A 19,900-nucleotide genomic window follows, 5' to 3' on the forward strand; every position below is an offset into this window, starting at 1 on the left:
CGGTGCCGTTCGCCGAAAAAATGCGCCTGCTTGCGGCTTGAGCGTTTCCTTCTGCCCAGCTAGCCTCCATCCTACGTGGCCTGGATGGGGGAAGTCATGGCAGCGGACAAGGCGCGCAAGGAAACCATAGGCGCCGTCCGGCGCACATTCGCCCCGTGGAAGGACCCCGGCCAGACCCCGCTCATCCGCTTCGAGAACGTCATCAAGCGGTTCGGCGACTTCACCGCCGTCAATAACGTCAGCCTCGACATCTACGAGCGGGAATTCTTCGCGCTGCTCGGCCCCTCTGGCTGCGGCAAGACCACCCTCATGCGCATGCTGGCCGGATTCGAGGAGCCCACCTCCGGCCGCCTCACGCTGGCCGGGGAGGATCTGGCGGGGGTGCCGCCCTACCGGCGGCCAGTGAACATGATGTTCCAGTCCTACGCGCTGTTCCCGCACATGAACGTGGCGGACAACATCGCCTTCGGCCTGAAGCAGGACAAGATGCCCAAGGCCGACATCGATGCCCGCGTCGAGGAGATGCTGCATCTCGTCAAGCTGGAGCAGTTCGCCAAGCGCAAGCCTCACCAGCTGTCCGGCGGCCAGCGCCAGCGCGTGGCGCTGGCGCGATCCCTCGCCAAGCGGCCCAAGGTGCTGCTGCTGGACGAGCCGCTCGGCGCCCTCGACAAGAAATTGCGCGAGGAGACGCAGTTTGAGCTGATGGACCTGCAGATGTCCCTCGGCATGACCTTCCTGATCGTGACGCACGACCAGGAGGAGGCCATGACCGTGGCGGACCGGATCGCCGTCATGAATCACGGCGTGCTGGTGCAGGTAGCCCCGCCCGCTGAAATCTACGAGCAGCCCGCCACCCGCTACATCGCCGACTTCATCGGCGAGGTGAATCTCATCGAATCCACCGTCACCGCCTGCGAGGGCGAGATGACCCGGCTGACCTCCGATGTGACGCCTTCTCCGCTGAGCGTGGCCCATCCGTGCGAGGTGGCCGCCGGGGGCAATGCCTGCATCGCCATCCGGCCGGAAAAGCTGCGGATCTCCCTCGATCCTCCGCCGGAGGGGAGCGAGAATATCTTCGCCGGCAAGATCTGGGATATCGGCTACCTGGGTGATCTCTCCATCTACCATGTGGAGCTCGCCTGCGGTCAGCGGCTGAAGGTGTCCCAGCCGAACCTGTCGCGCCGGGTGGCGCGCCCCATTTCCTGGGAAGACGAGGTGTGGGTCACCTTCGACCCCGACGCCGGCGTTCTGCTGACCCGCTGAGGAGAAACGGACATGGCCATGGCGGGCGAGAAGGGCAGGGGCCGCTGGTTCGTAATCGCGGTTCCCTATCTGTGGCTTCTGGCGCTGTTCCTCGCGCCCTTCCTCATCGTGTTCAAGATCTCGCTGTCGCAGGACGTGGTGGCCCAGCCGCCCTATGCCCCGCAGCTCGATCTGTCCAACGGCCTTGCGGGGCTGACGGACTTCCTCTCGCAGCTCTCCTTGGCCAATTACGGCTACGTGCTCGATTTCTCCAACGAGTTCCTGGAGGCCTACGGCTCAAGCCTTGTGATCGCCTCCATCTCCACCGTGCTTCTGCTGCTGGTGGGCTACCCCATCGCCTACGGCATGGCGCGGGCGCCGCGCTCCATCCAGCCGACGCTGCTGATGCTGGTGATCCTGCCGTTCTGGACCTCGTTCCTGATCCGCGTCTACGCCTGGATCGGCATCCTCTCGCCGGAGGGCCTGCTGAACCAGGGGCTCATGGCGCTGGGCGTCATCGATACGCCGCTGGAGATCCTGAACACCAATCTCGCGGTCTATATCGGCATCGTCTATTCCTACCTGCCGTTCATGGTGCTGCCGCTCTACTCGGCGCTGGAGAAGCTGGATCTGACGCTTCTTGAGGCCGCGGCAGACCTCGGCTGCCCACCGACCAAGGCGTTCTGGACCATCACCTTCCCGCTCTCCATCCCGGGCGTCGCCGCCGGCGCGCTGCTGTGCTTCATCCCGGCGGTGGGCGAGTTCGTGATCCCCGATCTGCTCGGCGGCTCCGACACCCTGATGATCGGCAAGTCGCTGTGGACCGAGTTCACCGTGAACCGCTCCTGGACGGTGTCATCGGCGGTGGCGGTGCTGCTGCTGCTGGTTCTGGTGATCCCCATCGTCATCTACCAGAACATCCAGCAGCGTGAACTGGAGGCGGGCAAATGAAGAAGGGCCTCACCTGGTTCAACATCACGTCCATCGTGCTCGGATTCGCCTTCCTCTACATCCCGATCCTTCTGTTGGTCATCTACTCCTTCAACGCCTCGCGCCTCGTCACCGTGTGGGCGGGCTTCTCCACCCAATGGTACTGGTCCCTGCTGGAGAACGAGCAGCTCATCGACGCCGCGTGGGTGACGCTGCGCATCGCCTTCTTCTCCTCGCTGGTGGCGACCGTGCTCGGCACCATGGCGGCGCTGGCGCTGACCCGCTACGGGCGGTTCGGTGGCCGCACCCTGTTCTCGGGCATGATCTATGCGCCCCTCGTCATGCCTGAGGTCATCACCGGCCTGTCGCTGCTGCTGCTGTTCGTGGCGGTGAATTTCGACCGCGGCTTCTGGACGGTGCTGCTGGCCCACATCACCTTCACCATGTGCTTCGTGGCCGTGGTGGTGCAGTCGCGCCTTGTCACCTTCGACCGCACGCTGGAGGAGGCGGCGCTGGATCTCGGTTGCCCGCCGTTCCAGACCTTCATCAAGATCACTTTGCCGCTCATCCTGCCGGCGGTGGTGTCCGGCTTCATGCTGGCCTTCACCCTGTCGCTGGATGATCTCGTGATCGCGAGCTTCACCACCGGGCCCGGTGCGACCACGCTGCCCATGCGCATCTATTCGCAGGTCCGCCTTGGCGTGACGCCGGAGATCAACGCGGTCTGCACCATCCTCATCGCCATCGTGACGGTGGTGGTCATCGTCGCCTCCATTCTCACCAAGCGCGCGGAGAACCAGCGGCAGGCGGAGGAGCGGGCGGCGCTGCAATAGGGCGCGAGAGGCGAAGGCCTTCGGGCGACCGGTTCGCGCATGCCGTCGCCTCGGCGCAGGGCCGCGAGGGCATCCCGGCGGCAAAAGCGCCGAACGCGGTCACGATCTGGATCATGAGCAGCAAGGCGCCGGCCAGCATCGCTCCGCCCATCAGCAGGGCGAGTCCACGGTTGCGATCAGCGGATACGGAGGCGGCGGTGGCCATGCCCAAACTCCCGGTGTGCGAGACACCGGGAGCGTGACAGTGAAGTGTTAACCATAACCTTAAGTTCTGCCCGTCCCGCGTCCGCGGCGAAAGGCCGCCTCAGCGCCCCTCCCGCACCCAGGCGGCGGTGATGACGCCGAGCAGCAGGAGCAGGCCGGAGAGGCCCGCGAACATCGGGAACAGGCCGATGCCGCGCACGACCGAGGCATCGCGCGTCTTCAGGCCCATCCAGTCCTCGCCGGCAAGCCTATCGGAGGCCGAGACCTGCACGAGGCGCGGCACCTGCCCGTTGAGGTCGGCAAGGCGCCACACGCCGCCGCCGGTGGCCGCCGCGATGGGGGCGAGCACGTCGCGGGTGCTGGTCACCTCGGCGAACTCCTTCGGATTCAGCGGGCCGATATTGGCTAGTGCATTGAGCGTGCCGTTCTGCGCCCGCCACAGGCCGAGTTCATCGGCCGGCGTCTTCGCCTGCCAAAGGCCGGGCTCCACCTGCGCCAGGGTGAGGGTGCGCAGCGCGCCGGATGGGGTGGTGACGGTGGCGGGCGGCACCTGGTCCGCCATAGTCTGGCGCTCCACGATGAGATCGCGGCCGGAGACGGTGAGCTTGAGCCGCTCCTCCTCCAGGTCCGGCTCCTTCATCAGCCAGTGGGACAGGCGGCGCAGCAGGTCGATATGGGGGCCGCCGCCTTCATAGCCGCGCGCCCACAGCCAGATGTGGTCCGAGAGGAGCAGGGCGACGCGGCCCTCTCCCACCCGGTCCACCAGCAGCACCGGCTTTTCGCCGGGCGCGGACATGAGGCTCGTGCCGGAGCGCGCCTGCGCGTCGATCACGCGGAAGAAGCGGCTCCAGTGGGGCGGGTCGCTCTCCGAGCCCGGCAGGTTGCGGGTGACGGGATGGCGCTTGCCGGGGTCGGTGAGCTTCGCGTGGTAGGGCGCATCGGTGGCCTCCCCGCGCGGAATGCCGGGCAGAATCTCCTCCAGCGGCGTGTTGTAGAGCGAGCCGGTATCGATGAAGTCCGTACCCGCCGCCACCAGCACGGCGCCACCGGCGCGCACGTAGCGCACGATATTGTCGAAATAGATCTGCGGCAGCACGCCCTGCTGGGCGTAACGGTCGAAGATGATGAGGTCGAAATCCTTGATCTTGGTCTGGAACAGCTCGCGGGTCGGGAAAGCGATGAGCGAGAGTTCGTTGATGGGCGTGCCGTCCTGCTTCTCCGGCGGGCGCAGGATGGTGAAGTGGACGAGGTCCACGTTGGCGTCGCTCTTCAAGAGGTTGCGCCAGGTGCGCTCGCCCACGTTCGGCTCGCCGGAAACGAGGAGCACGCGCAGCTTGTCGCGCACGCCGTCGATGGCGACGGCGGTGCGGTTGTTCACCTGCGTCAGCTCGCCATCGAGCGGCGGCACCTCGAACTCGACGATGTTGGGGCCGGCGTGGGTGATGTCCACGTCGATGCTGGCGCTGCGGCCGGTGGTGACGGTGGGCCGGCCGATCACCTCGCCGTCGCGGCGGATGGTGACGGGCACGCGGGCGCCGGCCGGGGCACCTTCGTCCGTCACCTTGAAGGTCACGGTCTGCTTCTGGCCGACGATGCCGAAGCGCGGCGTCTTCTCCAGCGCCACGCGGCGATCCCGCTCGCCGGCACGGCCGGTGATGAGGGCATGGACGGGAGCGGAGAAGCCGAGCGCGCCGGCATTCTCCGGCGTGTCATGGACGCGCCCGTCGGTGATCATGATGGCGCCGGCCACCCGCTCGGGCGGCACGTCGGCAAGGCCGGCCGAGAGCGCGGAGAACAGGCGCGTGCCGTCCGCCGAGCCGTCGCCCGCATCAGCCTCGATGGTCCGTACCTCGACGCCGGAAAGCTTGCCCAGGCGTTCGGCGAGCTGGGCGCGCGCCGCCTCGGTCTGCTGGGTGCGTTCGCCGAAGGATTGCGACTGGCTCTTGTCCACCACCACCGCCACCACGGAGGACAGCGGCTCGCGCTCCTCGCGGGTGAAAGAGGGGTTGGCGAGGGCGAGCAGGCCCACCGCCAGCGCCAGCGCGCGGAACACCGAGCCGCGGGTGCGGGAATAGACGAGCAGGCCCGCCAGCAGCGCAGCCGCGACCGCAACCGCTATCAGCGCCGGCAGCGGCAGGAAGGGGGAGAAGGTGAGGCCGTAGCTCATGCTTGGTCACTCGCGCGACTCCCTCTCCCCTTGCGGGAGAGGGCCGGGGTGAGGGGTCTGCCGGGCAAGGGGGCCGCCGGGAAAGCCTGGCGGAGCCACCCCCTCACCCCCCGGCCCCTCTCCCGCAAGGGGAGAGGGGAGGCGAGCGGCGAGCGCGGGAAGAAGACCGAACGGCCGGGCGTATGCATGCTATTGCCCCAGCCGTTCCAGCAGCGCCGGAACATGCACCTGGTCTGCCTTGTAGTTGCCGGTCAGCACGTACATCACCATGTTGGCACCGGCCCGGAAGGCGATCTCGCGCTGGCGCGGCTCGCCGGGCGTGAGCGGCAGCATCGGCTCGCCCGAGCGTGACACGGCCCAGGCGCCGGCCAGATCGTTCGAGGTGATGATGACGGGGGACACGCCGTCGCCGGCGCGGGCGGGGCGGTCGGCATCGTCGCGGGCGGCGGGTAGCGCTTCCACCCAGGTTGTGCCGCCGGTGAAGCGGCCGGGAAAATCCTTCAGGAGATAGAAGGCTTTGGTGAGCACGTGGTCGCGCGGCACCGGCTCCAGTTCCGGAATGTCGAGGCGGGAGAGGATTTCCTTCAGCCGCGCCTGCGCCGGGGTGAGCGGCGCGCCGGGGCCGCCGGGGGATTCGATGGCGTCGCGGGTATCGAAGATCACCGTGCCGCCCTGCTTCATATAGGTATCGATGCGCGCCAGCACCGGCTGGGCGGGAATGGGCGTGTTGGCGAGGATGGGCCAGTAGAGCACGGGGAAAAAGGCAAGCTCGTCCCGCGCGAGGTCCACGCCCATGGCCTCTCCCGCCTGCAGCGCGGTGCGCTGGCCGAGGAAGGTCGCAAGGCCGTCGAGGCCGGCGCGGGAGATGTCGTCCACCTCGCTGTCGCCCGTCACCACATAAGCGAAGCGGGTCTGCGTGGTGGCCTTCAGCGCGAAGCCATCGTCGGCGCGGGCCGGGGCGGGCACAAGGGCGCCGGCGGTCGCGCCCAGCATGAGGGCGGCGAGGAGGGCCGCCGCGGCGCCGCGACGGGCTTTCGTTCCACCCATGCGCGAGAGCCCTCCCGCCAGGAACAGCACCGCCAGCGCATCGAGAAGAAGCAACAGCATGGCGCCGATCAGGATCGGCCCGCGCATGTCGCGCGGCGCGCTCTCCTGCAAGGGCTCCGTGCGGCCCCCCAACGCTGCGAGATCAAGCACCTTGGGGCGGTCGGCCGGTAGCAGGGTGTTCACCGCCACGAGGCCGTCCGGCGGACCGTAAAAGCCGGGCGGATGATCGGCGGTGGAGCGGCCGCGATAATCGGCGGGCAAGGCGCGGGCGGTAGGGCCGGCGGGGCGGAAGGCGCCGAAGCCGTCGAGCACGCGGGCGGGCGGCAGCGCCGCCACATCCGGCCGGCCAGCGGATTGGAGCGCCGTGCCGGCGGGTGCCGTCTCGGGCGGGGGCGGGGCGTCGGACAGGGCAACCACGTGGCGCAGCATCTCAACGAATGTGCCGGAAAGGGGCAGGTTCGACCAGGAGGTGTCGCCGGTGACATGGAACAGCACCAGCGCGCCCTTGCCCCGGCGGGTACCGGTGACGAGGGGCGTGCCGTCCGCGAGCGTCGCCCACGTGCGGTCGCCGAGCGTGCCGTCCGGCTCGGCGAGCACCTGCCGGTTCACCGTCACGTCGTCGGCGGGCTTGATGTCGCGGAAGGGGCCTTCCGGCGTCAGGGAGCCGAGCTTCTGCGGCGTCTCCCACGACAGGGAGCCGCCCAGAACACGGCCGCCGCGTCGCAGGCGCACGGGCAGGAGATCGTCCTGCGCATTGGCGAGGCGCGGACCGGCGAAGCGGATGAGCACGCCGCCGTCTTCCACGAACTTGGCGAGCCGGTTGCGGGTGGCGGGCGGAATGGTGCCGACATCGGTCAGCGCCAGCACGGGCAGGCGCTGGTCCAGGAAGCGGTTGATGTTCTCCGTGGCCGATCCCGTCTCCGCCACCCGCAGGTCGGCGAAGGGGCCGAGCGCGCGGGAGAGATAATAAGTCGGCGCCAGCAGCGGCTGGCCGGTGTCGGTGGAGGTGCCTGAGACGACGCCCACCGAGCGCCGCCGCCACCGCTTGTCCAGAAGCTGCACGGCGCCGGCCGAGTGCTCGCCGGCAATCTCCAGCCGCGCCACTTCGTTGCGCAGTTCCACCGGCAGGTCGAAGCGGGCGTCCACCTCGCTCGTGCCCTCCGGCAAAGTGAAAGGCGCTTCGGCGAGGACGAGGCCGCGCATGTCGCGGGCCGTCACGCGGCCGGCGCGGGGGGCACCGGACGTGGGGCGCACCACCTTCACAGTGAGCGCCTCGGCTGCATTCTCCGCCGCCGCGAGCGCGAGCGGCTCGGCGACGCCGCCACCCACCACAAGCAGCCGGGCGCCGGCGCCGAGGTCGGCGAAGGCGCGGGCGGTGTCGGGATCGGCGCCAAGGTCGACGCCATCGGAAATGTAGACCACGCCCGCGCTGGGCTCCGCGCCGAGGAGGCGCCCGGCCAGCGCCAGCGCCTCCTTGCGGGCCGGCGCATAGGGCACCGGCTCCAGCGAGCGGAGGCGGTCCCGCGCGGCGGCGGGGGTGGAGAGCGTCGCCTCGCGCGGCACGTCGCCGGTGGGGATGAGGGCGACGCCGCGCCCGTCGGTCTCTGCCTCGTCGATGAGGGCCGCTGCGGCGCTGCGGCGGGCCTCCCAGCTCGCGGCGGCCGGCCAGCCCTGATCGATGACGAGGAGAAGCGGCCCGGAGCCGGCCGGCGCCGCGGCGGGCGGATTCCAGATGGGGCCGGCGGCGGCGAGGATCACGAGTGCGGCGAGCAGCATCCTGAGAGCCGTGAGCCACCATGGCGTGCGCGCCGCGCTCTCCTCCTTGGGCGTGATGCCGAGCAGCAGGCGCAGCGGCGGGAAGCTCACCTCGCGCGGCTTCGGCGGCACCACGCGCAGCAGGAACCACAGCAGCGGCAGCGCCAGGAAGGCGGTGAGCAGCAGTGGCGCGGAGAAAGCGAGGGGGAGACCGAACATCAGGCCGGTCCTCCGGACACGTAGGCATGTCCGCCGCCCTTCGGCAAAGCGGAAGGACCGCCGCCCACGCTCATGCGCTGGTGCAGGGCGAGCAGCATCTCGCTCGCCGGACGGTCGGTGCGGTGGATGGCGAAGCTCCAGCCGAGACGCTCCGCCGCGGCGCGCAGGCGCGCGCGGTGATCGACCAGCTTCAGGTCATAGTCGGCCTTCCAGCTCTCGGCCCGGCCGACGGTCAGGCGGTCGCCGCCCTCGGGCTCGCGGAACTCGATTCGGCCGGAGAAGGGGAAGGTCTCCTCCGCCGGGTCCACGATCTGCACCAGATGGCCATGGGCGCCGGACGCGGCCAGCGTGTGGAGGCGCGCCTCGATCTGGTCCGCCGGGCTCCAGAAATCACTGAACAGAACGATTTCCGACAAGGGCGAGGGACCGAACTCGGGCGGCAGGCTCGCCGGCAGGCGCGGTGCCAGCACCACGGCCTCGGCCATGCGCTCGACAATGCGGCGGTTGGCGGACGGGCGCATCAACTCGGGAATGCCCACGCGCTCGCCGCCCTTCACCAGCAACTCGGCGAGGGCGAAGGCCACCACCAGCGCGCGCTCGCGCTTCGGTGCCTGTCCCCGGGAAGCGTAATTCATGGATGCCGAAAGATCGGGCCAGATCCACACCGTGTGGCTTGCCTCCCACTCGCGCTCGCGCACATACAGATGGTCGTCGCGGGCGGAGCGGCGCCAGTCCACGCGGTTCGCCGGCTCGCCATCCACGAAGCGGCGATACTGCCAGAAGTTCTCTCCGGTGCCCGCGCGGCGTCGCCCGTGCAGGCCGTGCTGCACGCTCATGGCGATACGCCGTGCCTCCAGGACAAGCCGCGGCATGGCCGCCGCGAGATCGGCCGCGGCGTGGGTGGCCGTCTCGACCGCCTGATGCGCATCGTCGGTCGTGGTCTGGCCTTTCGCAGCGGTTGCCATGGGCGCGGGCCGGTCCGCGCTCACCCGAGTCGCTCGGTGAGGCGGCGGATGATGCCGGTGACGCTCTGGCGCTCGGCGCGGGCGGCGAAGGTCAGCGCCATGCGATGCTTCAGCACCGGTTCGGCGAGGGCCACCACGTCGTCGAGGGAAGGCGCATAGCGCCCGTCCAGCAGGGCACGGGCGCGCACCGCCAGCATCAGCGCCTGGCTGGCGCGCGGGCCAGGACCCCAGGCGATATAGGCCTGCTCCGGCCCTTCCGCGCCCGGACGGGCGGAGCGGACCAGGGTGAGAATGGCCTCCACCACCGATTCGCCCACCGGCAGGCGGCGGACGAGGCGCTGGGCGGCGATAAGGTCGTCCACCGTCATGGCGGCGCGGGGCTTCTGCTCCTCCGCCGAGGTGGTTTCGAACAGGATCTTCCGCTCCGCATCGCGGTCCGGATAATCCACGTCGATCTCCATCAGGAAACGGTCGAGCTGCGCCTCGGGGAGGGGATAGGTGCCTTCCTGCTCCAGCGGGTTCTGGGTCGCGAGCACATGGAAGGGCTTGGGCAGGTCATGCCGCTCGCCGGCGACGGTGACGTGGTATTCCTGCATGGCCTGCAGCAAGGCCGACTGGGTGCGGGGCGAGGCGCGGTTGATCTCGTCCGCCATCAGCAACTGGGCGAAGATCGGACCCTTGATGAAGCGGAAGGCGCGCCGCCCGCCGGCCGATTCTTCCAGCACCTCGGCGCCGAGGATGTCGGAAGGCATCAGGTCCGGCGTGAACTGCACGCGACGGGCATCGAGGCCCAGCACCGTGCCCATGGTGTCCACGAGCTTGGTCTTGGCAAGGCCCGGCACGCCGACGAGCAGCGCATGGCCGCCGGCGAGAATGGTGATGAGCGCGCGCTCCACCACAGTTTCCTGCCCGAAGATGACGTTGGAAATGGCCGCGCGGGCGGCCTTCACGTGGGCGGCGGCGGCTTCCGCGTTGCGGATGATCATCTGGTCGAGGTCGAAGGTCTCGCCGGCAGCCGACATATGCTCATCTCCTCCACGCGAACGAATCGCACGCCAAATACGCACCGCACGCACACTTGCCCGCATGCCGAACATGCACCGCAAGCTTGCTGCCAAAAGCGGCAACAAAACGCCTCCGCTCCTCCTTCGCCGGGCCGTTCCGCCCTCTGCCGGTCTGATGGGCATCGGGCGGGCCGTTCCATGCGCCGGCCTGGGACGGACGCCGAACCACGGGGCCGCCTTGCGGTCTCCGCGTGAAAAGGCCCGTCTCGCGAAGTCTTGCAAACGTCGCGCCACCCGGACACAGAGCTTACGATATGATGCGCGTGCGTCGAGCCCCCCCGAACGCTGCGCGGGTGCGCCGCACTCACGTCATCGCGAGCCCGCCGCTTTTTCGCGGCGTGACCGGCCAAGGAGACCAGATGCCCGCACCTGAGCCAGACACGCCCCCCGTTTCGCCGGACGCCGCATCCACCACCTCCTCGGCCGCCGGCCGGCTGGAGGCGCTGATGGCGGCCGCCCGCGCCGGCGGGGGGAAGGGTCCGGCGCCGGTAGAGCTGTGGAACCCGCCCGATTGCGGCGACATGGACATGGTGATCCGGGCCGACGGGACGTGGACCTACATGGGCACCCCCATCACGCGCCCGGCGCTGGTCAAGCTGTTCGCCTCCGTGCTCGCGCGGGAAGGCGAGCGCTTCGTGCTCAAGACGCCGGTGGAAAAGGTGGGCATCACAGTGGAGGATGCGCCGTTCCTCGCTGTCGATATGGCGGTGGAGGCCGGTGCGGCAGAGCACGGACCCCGGGGCGCCACTCTCGTCTTCCGCACCAATCTCGACGACGTGGTGCGCTGCGGGCCCGGCCACCAACTGCGCTTCGCCCACGGGGCTGGAGAGGGCGAAGTGGTGCCCTACCTGCACGTTCGCCGTGGGCTGGAGGCGCGGCTGTCGCGGGCGGTGCATCTCGACCTGATGGAACTCGGGGAGGTGCGGGAAGAGGGCGGCGTCCCCATGTTCGGGGTGGCGTCGGGCGGGCTCTTCTTCCCCATCCTTCCGGCGGCCGAACTGGGACTGGACTGATGCGGGCGTTCGATGAAGCGTTTTCCGAAACCAACAGCGCAGGCGGAAGCCTCGCTGATTTCCTGCGCCGCGCCGGGGAGCGCCTGTCGCCCACACCGCCGCCGTTCTATTCCGAAGGCGACTTTCTCGCTCTCAACGGCGATCACGCCTTGCAGCCGGAAAAGGTCAGCCTCATCCCGCAGGAGCGCCCCCGCCACGCCGCCGTGCTTGTGCCGGTGATCGCCCGGCCGGAGCCGACAATCCTGCTGACGCTTCGGTCATCACACCTCTCGCAGCATGCGGGGCAGGTGGCGTTTCCGGGCGGGCGCGTCGATCCCGGCGACAAGGACGAGATCGACGCGGCGCTCAGGGAGGCGCGCGAGGAGGTGGGGCTTGATTCGGCGCGGGTCCGTCCGCTCGGCTTCCTCGACGGCTACCTCTCTGGCACCGGCTTCTGGATTGTGCCGGTGGTGGCGCTGGTGGACCCGGCCTATACGCTCACGCTCAATCCGGCCGAGGTGGAGGAGGCGTTCGAGGTGCCGCTCGGTTTCCTCATGAGCCCGCGCAACCACGAGCGCCAGTCGCGGGAATGGAAGGGCACGCTGCGGCATTATTACGTGATGCCGTTCGAGGGGCATAATATCTGGGGCGCGACGGCGGGCATGCTGCGCAACCTTTACGAGAAGGTCTACGCCTGATGGCGCGCAGCCTGCTCATTGAACTTGCCCTGTTCCTTACGCCGTTCCTGCTCTACGGCGCCCTGCTGATCGCGACCAAAGGCTCGGCAGTGCCGGCCAACTGGTCGCCCCGCGCCCTCGCGGTCACCGCCTTCGCGGCAGTGGCTCTTGTCGTTCTGGGGCTCTTCCTGTTCGAGCATGGCCGCGTGGCGCCCCCCGGCGCGCATTACGTACCCGCGCAGACGAAGGACGGCGTGTTCGTGCCGGGGCATTTCGAATGACAGCGAGCGTTGCCGGCGCCCCGTTCTGGGCGACGCCCGGCCTTGCGCCCCTCCTCGCAGTCCTGAACGGCGGCGGAGAGGAAGCGCGGGTGGTCGGCGGCGCGGTGCGCAATTCGCTGCTCGGTCTGCCAGTGACCGACGTGGACATCGCCACCACCGCCGTGCCGCAGGAGGTCGCCGCCCGTGCCTCACGCGCCGGCCTGAAGGCGGTGCCCACCGGCATCGAGCATGGCACGGTCACGGTGGTGTCGGGCCACCATGGATACGAGGTCACCACCCTGCGCGAGGATGTGGAGACCGACGGCAGGCGGGCGGTGGTGCGCTTCGGCCGGAGCTGGGAGCATGATGCCGAACGGCGCGACTTCACGCTGAACGCGCTCTATGCGGCTGCGGACGGCACGGTGCTGGACCTTGTGGGTGGCCTTGCCGATCTCGAGGCGCGCAAGGTGCGCTTCATCGGCTCGCCGGAGGCGCGCATCCGCGAGGATTACCTGCGCATCCTGCGGCTGTTCCGCTTCCACGCGGCCTACGGGGCCGGCGCGGTGGATGGGGCGGCCTTTTCCGGGGCGGTGCGCCTTCGGCAGGGCCTGCTGTCCCTATCGCACGAGCGGGTGCGCGCGGAATTGCTGAAGCTGCTGCTTGCCCCCGGCGCGGCGGCGACGCTCGCGACCATGAGCGATGCGGGTCTCATCCAGCCGCTGATCGGTGGCATCGCCGATGCCCGCGCCTTCGCGCGGCTGGTGGAGATCGAGGCGCAATGGCGTGCGCAGGGCAGGAACGTCCCGCCGGATGCCATCCGCCGCCTCGCCGCCCTTGCCTTGCGGGTGTCGGACGATGCGGACCGTCTGCGCGGAAAGCTGCGCCTGTCCAATGCCGAGGCGCGGCGTCTCGCGCTCATGGCAGGCCCCGTGCCGGAGGTTGGCGACGATGCAGCCGCACAGGCTTTCATCTACCGCACCGGCGCGGACGCCGCCCGCGATCGCGCCCTGCTGGCGGCGGCGCGCGGACGGGGCGGCATGGAGCGGATCGGCCGGCTGGCGACGCACTGGACGGTGCCGCGGCCGCCCTTTAGCGCAGATGATCTGATGGCGCTCGGGCTCAAGCCGGGACGCGCCCTCGGTACGGCGCTTCGGCGGGCTGAGGTGGCATGGATCGACGCCGGCTTTCCCGGGGATCGCGCGCGGATCGACGCCCTCCTACGGGCGTCGATCGACACGGAGGGTGGGCCTGTCTAGGCCTCAGTCCTCGTCGTCTTCTTCCTCGTCCTCTTCCTCGAAATCGGCGATCTCGAGCTTCTCCACCGCGACGGCGGGCAGGGTTTCCTTGCGGAACTCGCTCACGTCCTCGGCGAACCACACCACCGAGATCTCCGTCTCGGAGGCGGTGACGACGGTGAGGGCGGGGCTGCCGGACTTGAGCTGGACGATATCTCCGGGGGCGAACGCCATGGCTGTGTCTCCGGGCCGGCCGCGAAGGGGCCGACGCACCGGCAAGCCTTAGTGCTCCTTTATGACGGGCCGATCACGGCCACTTCACCACCGGCGGCATGGAGGAGAGGATCGAATCCACGTTGCCGCCCGTCCTGAGCCCGAAGATCGTCCCCCGGTCATAGAGCAGGTTGAATTCCACATAGCGCCCGCGCCGAACGAGTTGCTCCTCGCGGTCGTCCTGCGTCCACGGCGTCGCCATGTTGGCACGCACGAGGCGGGGGTAGATGTCGAGGAAGGCAAGGCCGACCTCGCGGGTGAAGGCGAAATCATCCTCCCATCGGCCTTTGCCGGCTGCCGCCGAGTCCAGATAGTCGTAGAAGATGCCGCCGATGCCGCGCATCTCGTTGCGGTGCTTCAGGAAGAAATACTCGTCACACCACGCCTTGTAGCGCGGATAGTCCGCCACCGGGTGGGCGGCGCAGGACGCTTCGAAGGCGCGGTGGAAGGCGAGGGTGTCTTCGTCCTCCTGGGTGCGCCGGCGCGACAGCACAGGAGTCAGGTCCGCTCCGCCGCCGAACCACGCCTTGGTGGTGACGACGAAGCGCGTGTTCATGTGGACGGCGGGCACATGCGGATTGGCCATGTGCGCGATGAGCGAGATGCCCGACGCCCAGAAGCGCGGGTCCTCGGCGGCGCCGGGAATCTGGCTGCGAAACTCGGGCGCGAACTCGCCGAACACGGTGGAGGTATGGACGCCCACCTTCTCGAACAGGCGCCCGCGCATGAGCGCCATGGTGCCGCCGCCGCCCGGCGCGCCGGTATGGTCCGTGCGCGTCCACGGCGTGCGGACGAAGCGGGACGGGGAGGGGCCATAGAGCGCCGGATCGGCCTCGTCCTCCAGCGCCTCGAAGGCCGCGATGATGCGGCCCTGCAAGTCCTCGAACCACGCGCGGGCCTGCGCGCGGCGCGCGTCCAGCACGGCATCTGCGGTTGCCGGGGCGGGGGCGGAAGCAGGGGGCTTGGGGTTTTCCATGAGCGTTCCGCCTTCGCTGGTCTTCTGGCTGGCGCGCTTCTATCGCCTCCCTGCGGCGGAAGAAAGCTCAGCCGGGCAGGCCGCCCGTCTGCCGCAGCGCCTCGGCGAGGACGATGCCGGCGCTGACCGCCACATTGAGGGAGCGCACGCCCGGCCGCATGGGAATGCGCACCCGAGCATCCGCCGCCCCGTGAACCTCCGGCGGCACACCGGCGGATTCGCGGCCGAACAGGATCACGTCGTCGGGCTGGAAGGAGAAGCCGAACAGCGGTTCGGCGCCGGCGGTCGTGAGGAGCACAAGCCGGCTGCCTTCCGCGCGGCGCTCCGCATCGAAGGCGGCGAACGAGGCGTGCCGTCGCCAGACCACCTTATCGATATAGTCCATGCCGGCGCGGCGGAAGCCGGCGTCTCCCACGGGGAAGCCCGCCGGCTCGATAATGTGCACTTCCGCCCCCAGGCAGGCGCCGGTGCGCAGGATGGCACCGGCATTCTGCGCGATGTCCGGGCAATAGAGGGCGATGCGCAGGGTCAAGGGAAGGCTCCGGCGGGGACGCCGCCGGAGCGGGTCGTCAGGTCAGTTGCTGCACGTCATCTTGGACCAGGTGACATCAAGCGGCATCAGCGTGATGGTCAGCTGGGTGGGGTTGGCGAGGCCAATGTTGCTGCTGTTCTCGCACACGTCGTCATAGGCAAAGGCATAGGCGCCGCCACGGATCGAATTGGCGTGCATGGTGCTGGCGTAGAGGTTCACCGGCGTCTGCGTATAGGCGTTCTTCACCGGGCAGGCTGAAATATCCTTGTTCGTCAGGAAGATCGAACGCAGAAGTGCGGCCTGGATGTAACGCTGGAGGTCGCCCACGGGGGCCCCGCCGGCGCTCACGACCGGGGCGCCATTCTGCCAAGCATATAGCGTGCTCGGCTTGCCGAAAACCGCTGTCTGCCCCGAGGCGGGCTTGAGCTGAAGCTGATTGTTGACAACGGTGCCAGTGTAAGTCGTGTTCCCGCTCTTGAGCGTGAAGCTTTTTCCAGGCTGGGCAAAATTCGTCCAAACCCGATTTATATAGTTATCTAGAAATGTGTTCGGGAAATAATTCGGATCACTGGACGGGAGGATCATAGCCTTTTCGGGGATCAGCACGCGAAGCGCGCGCTTCTTGCTGTCCCGGACGATGAGCTTGTTCCACGGGGCTGCCGAGAGGCTGGCAAGGATTGTCGGGCCCGACGTGGCGTTGTTGAAGCCGGAGGTCAGGTTCTGGCTGGCGCTTTTCAGGTTCAGCTGCATGGGGATGCCGAGCGTATCCACCTGCGTGATGTCGACGTCGAAAGGCGGCGATGCCGCGTTATTGTAGTTGAATTCGGCGAAATCCAGAACAGTGCTGTAGTTCTTGTCGGATGGCGACCACGGCGCCGGAGTGTTGGGTGCGTAGATCTGGTCTCCGTTCAGGCTGACCGTGATGTAGGCCGGCTGGCAGAACGAGACGTAGACCCGGGCCGAAACGACTTGCTGGACATTGAAGGTAATGGAGCTGCCCGTGGTGTTGAAGCCGTAGTCGGTCGGCGTCGGGTTGGCGCTCGAGAAGGTCTTCTTGTTTCCGGCGGCATCAAAATAGACGAAGGATTTCCCGTTCAGTTCCTGTCCATATACCGTAACGAACATCTTCCCGTTGATGCCGGTCTTGTTCACGATCGTCACCGGGACGGTTTGGGCATAAGCAGTCCCCGCCGCGCCGATGCCGGCCACTGCCGCAAGGCAGGCCAGAATGCGTCTTGCCATGTGTTCTCCCCCGAGTCTGATTGGCGTGCGGCAAACCGGCTCATGCGGTCCGGCGCGGGTTGGGCCGACGCGGGCAGGACGAGGCTAGGCATGCCTTAGGAAAGCAAAGCCAAGCTAACGCTTGGTCTGGGCTCGTGCAATGCTTGATCTTGGCCTTAAGCCGGGTCGGAGCGTGCCGTCACAGCCTTCCGGAGCGTCGCCGCCCGACCTCACGTAGCGACACGCATCTGTCGCAGTGCAGGACCGCGTGCCGCATCGCCATGATCTGGACAAGATGGGGCTAGGGTGCAATTAGAGGCGCTTGAAATTGGCGGCTCGCATGTCCATGCGGCCGCGCAGGTGCGTGCGGCCTGTAGCCGGCGGTTTTGCTGGCGGCTGAGGGACGTGCGTCGGGACGACAACATTATCGGGGACTGCGCCGTGGCACATACGGAGACGTCGGACACGACGACGCGTCGGGACTTCCTCTACATCGCAACCGGCGCCGTGGGCGCTGTCGGCGCCGCAGCCATGGCGTGGCCCTTCATCTCCCAGCTGCAGCCCGATGCGTCCGTGCTCGCGCTGTCCACCACCGAGGTGGACCTGTCCCCCATCGCCGAAGGCCAAATCGTCACGGTGCAGTGGCGCGGCAAGCCCATCTTCATCTCCCATCGCACCCCGGAGGAGATCAAGTCGGCGGTGGATACCCCCCTTTCCGCGCTGCCCGACCCGCAGCCCGATTCGGCCCGCGTGAAGGCCGGCAAGGAGCAGTGGCTGGTTGTGATCGGCATCTGCACGCACCTCGGTTGCGTGCCGCTCGGCCATCAGGGCCAGTACAATGGCTGGTTCTGCCCCTGCCACGGCTCGGTGTACGACACGTCCGGCCGCATCCGGCAGGGACCGGCGCCGCTCAATCTCGAATTGCCGCCCTACGCCTTCACCACCGACACAAAGATCGTGATCGGCTGACGCGCGCATCGTCGCCGCTTTCAAAAAGGTTGGACTCATGGAAGGACATTCCACCTACCAGCCCAAGGGGAAGGTCGCGCAGTGGTTCGAGAGCCGCTTGCCGATCGTCGGGCTGATCCATTCCTCGGCCATCGCCTATCCGGTGCCGAAGAATCTGAATTACATGTGGACCTTCGGCGCGATCCTGAGCTTCATGCTCGTGTGCCAGATCGTGTCCGGCATCGTGCTGGCCATGCATTACGTGGCCTACGCGCCGATCTCGTTCGCCCGCGTCGAGCACATCATGCGCGACGTGAACTACGGCTGGCTGATCCGCTACATCCACGCCAACGGCGCCTCGATGTTCTTCATCGCGGTCTATATCCACATCTTCCGCGGCATGTACTACGGGTCCTACAAGGCCCCCCGCGAAGTGCTCTGGATCCTCGGCGTCATCATCTACCTGCTCATGATGGCGACCGCCTTCATGGGCTACGTGCTCCCCTGGGGCCAGATGTCGTTCTGGGGCGCCACCGTCATCACGAACCTGTTCTCGGCGGTCCCCTGGGTCGGCACCACCATCGTGGAGTGGCTGTGGGGCGGCTATTCGGTCGGTGATCCCACGCTGAACCGCTTCTTCTCGCTGCACTATCTCCTGCCGTTCATGATCGCCGGCGTGGTCGGGCTCCACATCTGGGCGCTCCACCACGTGGGCCAGAACAACCCGGACGGCGTGGACATCAAGAGCGTGTCGAAGGACACCGTGCCCTTCACCCCCTACGCGACGATCAAGGACACCTTCGCCATGGTGGTGTTCCTGATCTTCTTCTCCTGGTTCATCTTCTACATCCCGAACTATCTCGGCCACTCGGACAACTACATCCCGGCCAACCCGCTCTCCACGCCGGCGCACATCGTGCCCGAATGGTACTTCCTGCCGTTCTACGCGATCCTGCGCTCCATCCCGGACAAGCTCGGCGGCGTGCTCGCCATGTTTGCGGCGATCGCGGTGCTGGCCTTCCTGCCGTGGCTCGACACCTCCAAGGTGCGCTCGGCCAAGTACCGTCCGCTGTACCGCCAGTTCTTCTGGGTGTTCGCGGTGGTTGCCGTCCTCCTCGGCTACATGGGCTCCCAGCCCGCCGAGGGCGGCGCGCTCATCGTCTCGCGCATCCTGACGGCCTACTACTTCATCCACTTCCTCGTGATCCTGCCGCTGCTCGGCCTGTTCGAGCGCCCCAAGCCCGTGCCGGCCTCCATCGCGGATGCCGTGCTCGCGAAGTCGAAGGGCGGAGCGGTGGTGGTCGCCGGGGCGGCCGGTCCTGAGACCAAGTGATCGGCGCGGAGAGACCAGCAATGACCATTCGTAGCTCTCTCTTCGGTGCCGTCGCGGCGGCACTGCTCCTGACAGTGGGCGCCTCCGGCGCGCAGGCCGCGGAAGGCGCATCGCCGCGTCCGCATCGCATGTCGTGGTCCTTCGCCGGGCCGTTCGGCATGTATGATCCCGCGCAGCTGCAGCGCGGCTTCAAGGTGTTCAAGGAAGTCTGCGCCGCGTGCCACTCGGCCAACTACCTGTACTTCCGCAACCTCGCCCAGCCCGGCGGCCCCGGCTTCACCGAGGCGCAGGCGAAGCAGGTGGCGAGCGAGTACCAGATCACCGACGGCCCCAACGATTCTGGCGACATGTTCCAGCGTCCCGGCCGCCTGTCCGATCACTGGCCCGCGCCGTTCCCCAACGACAACGCCGCCCGCGCCGCCAATGGCGGTGCCCTGCCGCCGGACTTCTCGGTGCTGGCCAAGGCCCGCTCCTACCACGTCGGCTTCCCCGGCTTCATCACCGACGCCTTCATCCAGTACCAGGAGCATGGCGTGGACTACATCCACGCGCTGCTCACCGGCTACGTGGATGCGCCGGCGGATGCCCATGTGCAGCCGGGCCTGCACTACAACACCTATTTCCCCGGCCACCAGATCGCCATGCCGAAGCCGCTCAGCGACGGCCAGGTCGACTACACGGACGGCTCGCCCCAGACGGTCGACCAATATTCGCAGGACGTGTCGGCCTTCATGATGTGGGTGGCCGAGCCGCACCTCGACCAGCGCAAGCGCATCGGCTTCCAGGTCATGATCTTCCTGATCGTGCTCGGCGGCCTGCTCTATTTCACCAAGAAGAAGGTCTGGTCGAACGTCGCGCACTGACCGGGCGCGACGACACGATCCTGATCGAGCGATCAAGGGCCCCGCGAGGGGCCCTTTTTCGTGCTGACCACAGACTGGATCACGAGTTCGCGGCGTCGGCCCTTTCCGTTGTTTCGCAGCTTTCCCCGCCGCCGCCGCGGCCTTAGCTTCTCCGCCAAACCGGA

General features: G+C 68.1%; 18 protein-coding genes. 10 read left to right on the forward strand and 8 right to left on the reverse strand.

Features of this window, described 5'->3' with window-relative positions:
* Positions 1–96: 96 nt before the first annotated feature.
* From V5F63_RS08600 to V5F63_RS08610, 3 genes are read left to right on the forward strand one after another with little or no spacing between them, the layout of a single operon-like run.
* Positions 97–1,263 carry an ABC transporter ATP-binding protein gene (locus tag V5F63_RS08600; RefSeq protein ID WP_209488645.1) on the forward strand — a complete coding sequence of 389 codons (1,167 nt, stop codon included), beginning with the start codon at positions 97–99 and terminating at the stop codon, positions 1,261–1,263.
* A 12-nt stretch (positions 1,264–1,275) separates the two neighbouring features.
* Positions 1,276–2,193 carry an ABC transporter permease subunit gene (locus V5F63_RS08605; RefSeq protein ID WP_209488646.1) on the forward strand — a complete coding sequence of 306 codons (918 nt, stop codon included), beginning with the start codon at positions 1,276–1,278 and terminating at the stop codon, positions 2,191–2,193.
* Entirely contained in the window at positions 2,190–3,005 is an 816-nt protein-coding gene (locus tag V5F63_RS08610; protein WP_209488647.1) for an ABC transporter permease, read from the forward strand. Before V5F63_RS08605 ends, V5F63_RS08610 begins: the two co-directional genes overlap by 4 nt.
* Before the next feature lie 304 nt (positions 3,006–3,309).
* Here V5F63_RS08610 and V5F63_RS08615 read toward each other — a convergent pair whose 3' ends face one another.
* The 4 genes from V5F63_RS08615 to V5F63_RS08630 all read right to left on the reverse strand — a co-directional run bounded on the left by V5F63_RS08615 (position 3,310) and on the right by V5F63_RS08630 (position 10,384).
* Positions 3,310–5,376, reverse strand: coding sequence for a hypothetical protein (locus V5F63_RS08615; RefSeq protein WP_394102187.1), 2,067 nt, complete (start codon positions 5,374–5,376; stop codon positions 3,310–3,312).
* 189 nt (positions 5,377–5,565) lie between these two features.
* Positions 5,566–8,397: a DUF4159 domain-containing protein gene (locus tag V5F63_RS08620; RefSeq protein ID WP_394102188.1), complete on the reverse strand. Its 2,832-nt coding sequence runs from the start codon at positions 8,395–8,397 to the stop codon at positions 5,566–5,568.
* Entirely contained in the window at positions 8,397–9,362 is a 966-nt protein-coding gene (locus V5F63_RS08625; RefSeq protein ID WP_394102189.1) for a DUF58 domain-containing protein, read from the reverse strand. Before V5F63_RS08625 ends, V5F63_RS08620 begins: the two co-directional genes overlap by 1 nt.
* Positions 9,363–9,382: 20 nt before the next feature.
* Entirely contained in the window at positions 9,383–10,384 is a 1,002-nt protein-coding gene (locus V5F63_RS08630; RefSeq protein WP_209488651.1) for an AAA family ATPase, read from the reverse strand.
* Between the two features lie 401 nt (positions 10,385–10,785).
* Here V5F63_RS08630 and V5F63_RS08635 point away from each other — a divergent pair, with 401 nt between their 5' ends.
* The 4 genes from V5F63_RS08635 to V5F63_RS08650 are packed head-to-tail and all read left to right on the forward strand — an operon-like array spanning position 10,786 to position 13,611.
* Entirely contained in the window at positions 10,786–11,439 is a 654-nt protein-coding gene (locus V5F63_RS08635) for a DUF1285 domain-containing protein (protein WP_394102190.1), read from the forward strand.
* Positions 11,439–12,116, forward strand: a complete 678-nt coding sequence (locus V5F63_RS08640; protein ID WP_394102191.1) for a CoA pyrophosphatase — start codon at positions 11,439–11,441, stop codon at positions 12,114–12,116. Before V5F63_RS08635 ends, V5F63_RS08640 begins: the two co-directional genes overlap by 1 nt.
* Entirely contained in the window at positions 12,116–12,376 is a 261-nt protein-coding gene (locus tag V5F63_RS08645; protein WP_209488654.1) for a DUF6111 family protein, read from the forward strand. The genes V5F63_RS08640 and V5F63_RS08645 overlap by 1 nt, the downstream gene beginning before the upstream one ends.
* Positions 12,373–13,611 carry a CCA tRNA nucleotidyltransferase gene (locus V5F63_RS08650; protein WP_394102192.1) on the forward strand — a complete coding sequence of 413 codons (1,239 nt, stop codon included), beginning with the start codon at positions 12,373–12,375 and terminating at the stop codon, positions 13,609–13,611. Before V5F63_RS08645 ends, V5F63_RS08650 begins: the two co-directional genes overlap by 4 nt.
* Before the next feature lie 3 nt (positions 13,612–13,614).
* Here the strand turns inward: V5F63_RS08650 and V5F63_RS08655 are convergent, their stop codons facing one another.
* The 4 genes from V5F63_RS08655 to V5F63_RS08670 all read right to left on the reverse strand — a co-directional run bounded on the left by V5F63_RS08655 (position 13,615) and on the right by V5F63_RS08670 (position 16,613).
* Positions 13,615–13,824 (reverse strand): YodC family protein, encoded by a 210-nt coding sequence (locus tag V5F63_RS08655; protein WP_209488656.1) that lies wholly within the window; start codon positions 13,822–13,824, stop codon positions 13,615–13,617.
* 73 nt (positions 13,825–13,897) lie between these two features.
* Positions 13,898–14,839 (reverse strand): oxygen-dependent coproporphyrinogen oxidase, encoded by a 942-nt coding sequence (hemF, locus tag V5F63_RS08660; RefSeq protein WP_394102193.1) that lies wholly within the window; start codon positions 14,837–14,839, stop codon positions 13,898–13,900.
* A gap of 67 nt (positions 14,840–14,906) precedes the next feature.
* Positions 14,907–15,371 carry a tRNA (cytidine(34)-2'-O)-methyltransferase gene (locus V5F63_RS08665; protein WP_394102194.1) on the reverse strand — a complete coding sequence of 155 codons (465 nt, stop codon included), beginning with the start codon at positions 15,369–15,371 and terminating at the stop codon, positions 14,907–14,909.
* A 42-nt stretch (positions 15,372–15,413) separates the two neighbouring features.
* Positions 15,414–16,613 carry a beta-1,3-glucanase family protein gene (locus tag V5F63_RS08670; protein ID WP_209488658.1) on the reverse strand — a complete coding sequence of 400 codons (1,200 nt, stop codon included), beginning with the start codon at positions 16,611–16,613 and terminating at the stop codon, positions 15,414–15,416.
* 420 nt (positions 16,614–17,033) lie between these two features.
* Between V5F63_RS08670 and petA the strand changes: the two genes are divergently transcribed.
* From petA to V5F63_RS08685, 3 genes are read left to right on the forward strand one after another with little or no spacing between them, the layout of a single operon-like run.
* Positions 17,034–17,561, forward strand: a complete 528-nt coding sequence (gene petA / locus V5F63_RS08675) for a ubiquinol-cytochrome c reductase iron-sulfur subunit (RefSeq protein ID WP_209488659.1) — start codon at positions 17,034–17,036, stop codon at positions 17,559–17,561.
* 37 nt (positions 17,562–17,598) lie between these two features.
* Complete coding sequence (locus V5F63_RS08680; RefSeq protein WP_209488660.1) at positions 17,599–18,873, forward strand: cytochrome b; 1,275 nt, start codon at positions 17,599–17,601, stop codon at positions 18,871–18,873.
* Between the two features lie 20 nt (positions 18,874–18,893).
* The gene (locus V5F63_RS08685; RefSeq protein ID WP_209488661.1) at positions 18,894–19,736 is read left to right on the forward strand and encodes a cytochrome c1; all 843 of its coding nucleotides are present in this window, start codon (positions 18,894–18,896) and stop codon (positions 19,734–19,736) included.
* Positions 19,737–19,900: the final 164 nt, after the last annotated feature.

It is taken from the genome of Xanthobacter wiegelii (assembly GCF_043193855.2).
Classification (GTDB): domain Bacteria; phylum Pseudomonadota; class Alphaproteobacteria; order Rhizobiales; family Xanthobacteraceae; genus Xanthobacter; species Xanthobacter flavus_A.

Excerpts from the sequence above, each read along its gene's own strand:
- V5F63_RS08655 (WP_209488656.1), bottom strand. The coding sequence starts at position 13,824 with ATGGCGTTCGCCCCCGGAGATATCGTCCAGCTCAAGTCCGGCAGCCCC.
- V5F63_RS08685 (WP_209488661.1), top strand. The coding sequence starts at position 18,894 with ATGACCATTCGTAGCTCTCTCTTCGGTGCCGTCGCGGCGGCACTGCTC.
- V5F63_RS08635 (WP_394102190.1), top strand. The coding sequence starts at position 10,786 with ATGCCCGCACCTGAGCCAGACACGCCCCCCGTTTCGCCGGACGCCGCA.
- V5F63_RS08670 (WP_209488658.1), bottom strand. The coding sequence starts at position 16,613 with ATGGCAAGACGCATTCTGGCCTGCCTTGCGGCAGTGGCCGGCATCGGC.
- V5F63_RS08680 (WP_209488660.1), top strand. The coding sequence starts at position 17,599 with ATGGAAGGACATTCCACCTACCAGCCCAAGGGGAAGGTCGCGCAGTGG.
- V5F63_RS08625 (WP_394102189.1), bottom strand. The coding sequence starts at position 9,362 with ATGGCAACCGCTGCGAAAGGCCAGACCACGACCGACGATGCGCATCAG.
- V5F63_RS08605 (WP_209488646.1), top strand. The coding sequence starts at position 1,276 with ATGGCCATGGCGGGCGAGAAGGGCAGGGGCCGCTGGTTCGTAATCGCG.
- V5F63_RS08645 (WP_209488654.1), top strand. The coding sequence starts at position 12,116 with ATGGCGCGCAGCCTGCTCATTGAACTTGCCCTGTTCCTTACGCCGTTC.
- V5F63_RS08640 (WP_394102191.1), top strand. The coding sequence starts at position 11,439 with ATGCGGGCGTTCGATGAAGCGTTTTCCGAAACCAACAGCGCAGGCGGA.
- V5F63_RS08650 (WP_394102192.1), top strand. The coding sequence starts at position 12,373 with ATGACAGCGAGCGTTGCCGGCGCCCCGTTCTGGGCGACGCCCGGCCTT.
- hemF (WP_394102193.1), bottom strand. The coding sequence starts at position 14,839 with ATGGAAAACCCCAAGCCCCCTGCTTCCGCCCCCGCCCCGGCAACCGCA.
- V5F63_RS08610 (WP_209488647.1), top strand. The coding sequence starts at position 2,190 with ATGAAGAAGGGCCTCACCTGGTTCAACATCACGTCCATCGTGCTCGGA.
- V5F63_RS08630 (WP_209488651.1), bottom strand. The coding sequence starts at position 10,384 with ATGTCGGCTGCCGGCGAGACCTTCGACCTCGACCAGATGATCATCCGC.
- V5F63_RS08620 (WP_394102188.1), bottom strand. The coding sequence starts at position 8,397 with ATGTTCGGTCTCCCCCTCGCTTTCTCCGCGCCACTGCTGCTCACCGCC.
- V5F63_RS08615 (WP_394102187.1), bottom strand. The coding sequence starts at position 5,376 with ATGAGCTACGGCCTCACCTTCTCCCCCTTCCTGCCGCTGCCGGCGCTG.
- V5F63_RS08600 (WP_209488645.1), top strand. The coding sequence starts at position 97 with ATGGCAGCGGACAAGGCGCGCAAGGAAACCATAGGCGCCGTCCGGCGC.